The sequence below is a fragment of the Photorhabdus sp. RM322S genome (assembly GCF_042879395.1).
Taxonomy (GTDB): Bacteria; Pseudomonadota; Gammaproteobacteria; order Enterobacterales; family Enterobacteriaceae; genus Photorhabdus; species Photorhabdus khanii.
Genome location: NZ_JBHFKW010000077.1, coordinates 1 through 6,693 on the forward strand (window position 1 = coordinate 1; position 6,693 = coordinate 6,693).

A 6,693-nucleotide genomic window follows, 5' to 3' on the forward strand; every position below is an offset into this window, starting at 1 on the left:
CTGGGGCTAGCAGCTTGTCCAACACAAAAATATGAAGTGAGTACATTTGATGATTTACAGAGACGTTCTAAAGTAGGTGATAAATTAGATATCCATCATGCGGCTCAAAAACATCCGGCGGGGCAGATCATTACTGGTTATGATCCTAAAACAGCTCCATCAATAGCTCTTCCTAGAGGAGAACACAAACTCATTCCTACAATGAAAGGACCGTATACGGGATCGGCTAGAGATTTATTGACAAAAGATGTTAGGGATTTGCGCAACTATACTAATGCCCCTCCTTCTGCAATAAAAGATTTGCTCAAATTGAATAAAGAAATGTATTCAAAAGCCTTCACTAAAATAAGGTAAAAAGATGAATTCTCAACTATTTGTAGATATATTAAAACTTGTAGTAAGAGATGCTGCTATCGAAGATACTATCTCAATACTTGAATCTCCTCCTGGCAGAAAACCACAAAGAGAATTGGTTGAACTGTCTGATTTTTATCATGAAAAATCAGAGAAAGAGAAAGAACTAATCAATAAAATAATAAGAATAGTGGCTGATAATACATTATTCGGTATTCTTTGTGTTATTGATGGTGTACGTGCAATAGAAAATGATGAAAATAAAGGTGAATTAATATTAACTTATAAAAAGGAAAGTATAATTAACTTGAATAAAAATAGTAATCTACACGATATATATAATGCTAGTTAATTAAAAAAACCGGAAGATCACCCAAGATCTTCCGGCCTTTCTATGATCTACCGGGGCGCATACCCACGGTAAGCCAGCGCCGACTGGAGCTTAGCGATCGCATCCTTAATCTGATACGCTTCCTCGTCATTCACGGCACAGGCGCGTATCTCCACCCAGTTCAGACGCTTAACCAGTTGAGCCAAGGCCAGTGCTTCAATATGGGTTAACTGAATGTCCTGTAAATGTTCAATCACCACGTTCATTTTATCCCCTCCCTTAGCCCGCGTTGTACTCAGCCAGCATCTCACGCATCCGCAGCTTAATCTCATTAAGCTGGCTCTGCTGGCGCTGGTATTGTTGCTGATAGTGTTGCGTGGTGTCACTGTCAGGAATGAGCACCAGACAACCGTCCATCACCTTCACCGTAATCTGGCCCCCGGTATTAAACCCCGCCTGTCTAAGCCACTGCCCCTTAAGGTGTATCGCCGGGGTGGTCTTGTTGACCCGGTTCCCATTCGGCACATAACCCACCGTGTAATAACGTTCTGTTTTCTCAGCTTTATTTACAACCGTTTCTGCTTTAGAATGCGTCTTAGCCATAGTTAACTCTCTCGTAGTTAGTTGTGGTGAGCGGGTTGTCAGTGTTAGCGCACTGGCAACCCGCGTTAGCTTTATTCGTTACTCTTCTTTCTTTTTCGCTGCCTGTCTGGCTGAATCCCAACGTCGCGACTGATACTTGATTATTAAACTCTCCAGCACTTCACGAACAATACTCTGTTCATCATCAGGAAGCTGGCTGATGGCTTCAAACTGCAAGGAAAGTTCATCAACCGGTACACGTTCATGTTCATCAAATAACAAAAAGTCCGTGCTGACATTCAGCGAAGTCGCGATCTTCTTCAATACATCAAGGGAAGGCTGAGCCTGCCCTGTCTCGTACTTCTTCCAGCTATTAGCATGAATCCCAATAGCATCAGCCATCGCCTGCTGAGATAGGCTGCGTTGCTTACGTAAAGCAATGAGTCGTTCAGATAAGGGCATAGATAAGCACCAGTAAACCGAGTGACTCATGATTTTACCCCCTTGATTAATATCCACTTGACGATAGTACATATATATGTGCCATAATAAAACACATACATGGTCTTGACAAGGTTTTAAAGGAACAAACTTATGGCCCGCATTCCCGAAACCGAATTACAGCACCTGAAAGCCGCCGTCTCCTTAGTCGCCGTGGTGGAACAGCAGGGGCGGCAGCTCTTTAAACGCGGCAAAGATTACGTGCTGCTATGCCCGTTCCATCAGGAGAAAACCCCGTCAATGGTGCTCAGCCCTGAAAAGAACCTCTATCACTGCTTCGGCTGCAACTCAGGCGGCTCCGTGCTCGACTGGGTCATGAAAACCGAAAGTTTAAGTCTGCGCCATGCCGTGGAACGCCTGCGTGGGGAACTGGGCAATAACCCCGCAATGGCCCCGCTGGTCCAGCCGGATGAACCCGCCGTATTGGCCGAAGACGAGGCCGGACGGCAGGCGCTGCTCAACCGGGTGGTGGAGTTCTATCACCACACGTTGCTGAACGCCCCCGAAGCGCTGGCTTATCTGGAAAAACGCCGGTTAAATCACCCGGAATTAGTTGCCTGTTTTAAACCGGGCCTGGCTAACCGCACCCTGGGTTACCGGCTGCCCGCCAGTAAATACAAAGCCGGATCGGCTATCCGTACCCGGTTAATGGCGGCGGGTATCCTGCGGGACAACGGGCATGAACACTTCCGAGGTTCACTGGTGATACCGGTTATCGATATGCACGGCCAGATACGCGAAATCTACGGGCGTAAAATCGGTGATGACCTGCGCAAAAATACCCTGAAACATCTGTATCTGCCCGGCGCACATGGCGGCGTCTGGAATGAACCGGCAATGAGGGCGTCAGCCTCGCTTATCCTGTGTGAATCGTTAATCGATGCGATGTCGTTCTGGGTAGCCGGTTACCGTAATGTCACCGCCGCCTACGGGGTGAACGGTTTTACTCCCGACCACTGGCAGGCACTGAAACAGCATCAGGTTAAACAAGTGCTGATTGCCTTCGATAATGACAACGCCGGGAATGAGGCCGCAGTGAAACTGGCGGCAGAACTGACCGCCCTCAGCATTACCGTCTTCCGTGTGGTGTTCCCCGAGGGCATGGATGCCAACGGCTATCTGTGTCAGGTGGCAGAACCGGAACGGGCCTTCGGGTTGTTGCTCGACAGTGCCGTCCCCATGCAGGCGGCGGCAGAGATACAGACAACCACCGCAACAGAGCGGGCCGCACTGGCTGAACATCAGCCGGTTCCGGTGCCGGAAACGGTCAGCACATTAGCCGCCGGTATAGCCGCGTTGCCATCGATGCCGAATGTGGTCTGGGAAACCGGCGCTAATGGTGAGATATCCCTCACCCTCGGCACACAACAGTGGGGTATCCGGGGCCTGTTACAGGTGAAAACCGGGGCGGCCGTGATGAAAGTGAATGTCCAGGTCGTTGATACCGACAGCGGCGTGATGTTCGCAGACAGCGTGGACATGATGAGCGCCCGCAGCCGGGGCGGGTATGCGCGGCTGGCCGCCACCGAACTGGGGCTGGCCGAAGGTGACTTGCGCCGGGCGCTGGGGCAGGTGTTGCTGGTACTGGAACAGTGTCAACAGGCCGGTGTCGGTGAACAAACCGAAACCCAACCGGTTCCCGAACTGAGCGAAGCCCAGCGGACAGCGGCGCTGGCGCTGCTGCAAGACCCGAAACTGAGCGAACGCATCACCGCTGACTTAGCCGCCTGTGGCGTCGTGGGGGAAAGCACCAACCTGCTGGCCGGTTACTTAGCTGCCGTCAGTCGCAAGCTGGAACGTCCGCTGGCCGTGCTGATACAGAGCAGTAGCGCCGCCGGGAAAAGTTCACTGATGGATGCGGTACTCAATCTGATACCGGAAGAAGAACGGCTGCAATACAGCGCCATGACCGGCCAGAGTCTGTTCTATCTGGGGGAAACCAATCTCCAGCACAAGATACTGGCGATAGCCGAAGAAGAAGGGGTACGGCAGGCCGCCTATGCGCTTAAGCTGTTGCAAAGCGACGGCGAACTGACCATTGCCAGTACCGGTAAAGATGACGCCAGCGGGAATCTGGTGACCAAACAGTACACGGTGAAAGGGCCGGTGATGCTGATGCTCACCACCACGGCGATAGATGTCGATGAAGAGCTGTTAAACCGCTGTCTGGTGCTGACCGTGAACGAATCGCGGGAACAGACCGAAGCTATCCACGCGTTGCAGCGCCATAAGCAGACCCTCAAAGGCTTACTGGCGGAGAATGAAAAGACCTATATCACTGACCTGCATCAGAACGCCCAGCGGCTGTTACGCCCGCTGAATGTGGTGAATCCGTTCGCCAGTCAATTAACGTTCATGAGCGATAAAACCCGCACCCGACGCGACCACATGAAATATCTCACCCTGATACAAAGTATCGCCCTGCTGCATCAGTATCAGCGGGCAGTGAAAACCGTCGAGCACCGGGGAAAACGGCTGGACTATATCGAGGTGACCAAAGACGATATTAGCTTAGCCAACCGGCTGGCCCACGAGATATTAGGCCGCACGCTGGATGAAATGTCGCCACAGACAAGGAAACTGTTGCTGCTGATACAGGCGATGGTGAAAGAGACGGCGACAGCGCAGCAACGCCCGGTGAACGCTGTCCGCTTTACCCGCCGGGATATCCGCAGTTATACCCAGTGGAGCGACAACCAGTTAAAAGTCCATTGTCAGCGACTGGCCGACATGGAATACCTGTTAGTCCACGGCGGCAGTCGCGGCCATCTGTTGCAGTATGAACTGCTCTGGAACGGGGACAGTGCTGAGGATGCTCATCTGTGCGGCCTGATTGACCTGACAGAACCGGAAAAACCGGTAAAGCCCTGAATATGACTCACGTAAGTTGGGCTGAACAAACCGCAAGTTGCCCCCAAGTTGGGGTCAAGTTGGGGTCAAGTTGGACCCAAGTTGGATACTGGGAAACCGGCTTCAAGCCGCAGCAATACCGGGCGGAACGGCTCGCAAGTTGGGGCAGGCTGAAAAACACTGTTCCGGCAATAATAAGAAAAAGCCATCGTACCGTACTGCCAGCTCATCATCGAACCCAAAAACCAGAATAAGAAAACCCTGAATACGACCGACGCAAGTTGGACTGACTGAACCGCAAGTTGCCCTCAAGTTGGGGTCAAGTTGGGCCCAAGTTGGCGGCCGGGAAAGGGACGCCAGGCCGCCACAATACCGGGCGGAACGGTCCGCAAGTTGAGGCAGACAGAAAAGGACTGTTCCGGGCACTTAAAAATCAAGCCATCGTACCGGAGTGACGTATCACACACCGATAACCATTAACCGCTGTTCCCTACAGGAAATCACACCATGTCATCACCCGTTAAACGTCAATCCGAACCTATCCAGCTCACTCTGCGCCAGCATCTTGAGGCGTATCTGGATAACCTGCTGTTGCAGGGCCTGAGTCAAAAGAGTCAGGCTGCCAGTCATGAACGGCTGTCACCGTTCGTTAACTGGTGTGAGGAACAGGGCATCCTGTCAGCTTCACAGGTCACCGGGCCGTTACTGGAAAACTGGCAGCATTATCTGGCCCGGTACCGCAAAGCCAACGGCCAGCCCTACCCGCAGGAAAGTCAGCGCCGACGCCTGCGGGCCTTACGCCAGTGGTTCGACTGGTTGCAGCAACAGCAATCTGTCCCGACCAGCCCGGCGGAAACACTGGCCTTACCGGCCAGAAAAAAACGCTCCTCGGTGACGGAGATCCACAGTCACCCCGACGCGATACCGGCCCGCTTCGCCACCTTACGCCAGCATCTGGCCGCCTGGCTGGAAGCCGTGCGGGGACAGGGGTTAAGCGAACGGACACAGGGATCTTATGAAGAGCGGCTGTTGCCGTTCATCAGCTGGTGCGAAGCGCGCGGGGTAATGACCGCACCGCAGGTCAGCCTGCCGTTGCTGGAAAGTTACCAGCGCTGGCTGAGAAGTCAGCGTAAAGCGGACGGCCAGCCCTACACCCCGGGCAGTCAGTTAGACCGCCTGAGTGCCCTGCGTCTGTGGTTCCGCTGGCTGCTGCTGCATCACCATATCCTGTATAACCCGGCGGATAACATGGTGTTGCCAAGAGAAGAAAAACGGCTGCCTGCTCAAGTGCTCAATGAAGACGAAACCCACACGGTATTAGCCGCCGCCAATATCGACACACTCACGGGCCTGAGAAACCGGGCTATCCTTGAAGTGCTGTGGAGTACCGGTATCCGGCGCATGGAAATAGCGAACCTGCTGTTAAGCGAGGTGGACTTCGGGCGCGGGGTAGTGCTGGTCAGACAGGGTAAAGGCGGTAAAGACCGGGTGGTGCCCATCGGCGAACAGGCGCTGCACTGGTTAACCCGCTGGCTCAGTATCCGGCCTCAGTTAACCCGCCGGGGAGACAGCGGTCACCTGTTTATCACCAGGAAAGGCCGGGGGCTGGCCAGAGGCACGTTAACCCAGATAGCCGCTGACAGCATCCGTAAACAGGCGCAGCTGACTAAACCGGGAGCCTGTCACCTGTTCCGGCACTCCATGGCGACCCAGATGTTAGAGAACGGCGCAGACACCCGACACATCCAGGCCATACTGGGGCATGAGAAGCTGGAAACCACCCAAATCTATACGCGCGTGGCTATCGGTCACTTAAAGGAAGTACACGAACAGACGCACCCGGCAGAACGGAGGTCAAAGCAGAAAATGCCGCCAGATGACAAACAGACGGATAGCGCTAAGCCGGACAGCCCGAAGTCGGACTGAAACCTCAGTGCGGTTGGACAGTTCGAAGGTTAGCCGGTTCCCTGTGAGTGTGTGGGTGCAGTGAAAGGCAGACCGCGCGCGTCCCTGCGCACGGACTGCCTGCCCACCTTCTGAGTGCCGGCGGTAAATGCCGGCCGCCCGGCACTGAA

The 6,693-nt window shown here is 53.5% G+C and carries 8 protein-coding genes and 1 pseudogene; 5 read left to right on the forward strand and 4 right to left on the reverse strand.

Annotated elements, in window-relative coordinates; translation table 11 throughout:
- Together ACGF63_RS21960 and ACGF63_RS21965 are read left to right on the forward strand one after the other, a co-directional pair.
- Positions 1-354 (forward strand): hypothetical protein (locus tag ACGF63_RS21960; protein WP_387633208.1); only part of this gene is annotated, 354 nt, incomplete at its 5' end.
- Between the two features lie 4 nt (positions 355-358).
- Positions 359-706: a hypothetical protein gene (locus ACGF63_RS21965; RefSeq protein ID WP_265381111.1), complete on the forward strand. Its 348-nt coding sequence runs from the start codon at positions 359-361 to the stop codon at positions 704-706.
- Between the two features lie 47 nt (positions 707-753).
- Here ACGF63_RS21965 and ACGF63_RS21970 read toward each other — a convergent pair whose 3' ends face one another.
- The 3 genes from ACGF63_RS21970 to ACGF63_RS21980 all read right to left on the reverse strand — a co-directional run bounded on the left by ACGF63_RS21970 (position 754) and on the right by ACGF63_RS21980 (position 1,729).
- Positions 754-951, reverse strand: a complete 198-nt coding sequence (locus ACGF63_RS21970) for a hypothetical protein (protein WP_387633210.1) — start codon at positions 949-951, stop codon at positions 754-756.
- 13 nt (positions 952-964) lie between these two features.
- A complete protein-coding gene (locus tag ACGF63_RS21975) occupies positions 965-1,288 on the reverse strand; it encodes a SymE family type I addiction module toxin (RefSeq protein WP_387633212.1) in 324 nt (107 codons plus the stop codon).
- Between the two features lie 78 nt (positions 1,289-1,366).
- Complete coding sequence (locus ACGF63_RS21980) at positions 1,367-1,729, reverse strand: helix-turn-helix domain-containing protein (RefSeq protein ID WP_046976653.1); 363 nt, start codon at positions 1,727-1,729, stop codon at positions 1,367-1,369.
- 132 nt (positions 1,730-1,861) lie between these two features.
- On the opposite strand from ACGF63_RS21980, the gene ACGF63_RS21985 reads away from it, so the two are divergent.
- Entirely contained in the window at positions 1,862-4,639 is a 2,778-nt protein-coding gene (locus ACGF63_RS21985) for a CHC2 zinc finger domain-containing protein (RefSeq protein ID WP_387633214.1), read from the forward strand.
- 102 nt (positions 4,640-4,741) lie between these two features.
- Here ACGF63_RS21985 and ACGF63_RS21990 read toward each other — a convergent pair whose 3' ends face one another.
- Positions 4,742-5,044: a hypothetical protein gene (locus ACGF63_RS21990; protein WP_387633216.1), complete on the reverse strand. Its 303-nt coding sequence runs from the start codon at positions 5,042-5,044 to the stop codon at positions 4,742-4,744.
- Between the two features lie 81 nt (positions 5,045-5,125).
- Here ACGF63_RS21990 and ACGF63_RS21995 point away from each other — a divergent pair.
- Both ACGF63_RS21995 and xerC read left to right on the forward strand, forming a co-directional pair.
- Positions 5,126-5,434: pseudogene (locus tag ACGF63_RS21995) on the forward strand (site-specific integrase); the annotation flags it as partial.
- Positions 5,435-5,539: 105 nt separating this feature from the next.
- A complete protein-coding gene (gene xerC / locus ACGF63_RS22000) occupies positions 5,540-6,544 on the forward strand; it encodes a site-specific tyrosine recombinase XerC (RefSeq protein ID WP_387633218.1) in 1,005 nt (334 codons plus the stop codon).
- The last annotated feature ends 149 nt before the right edge of the window (positions 6,545-6,693 follow it).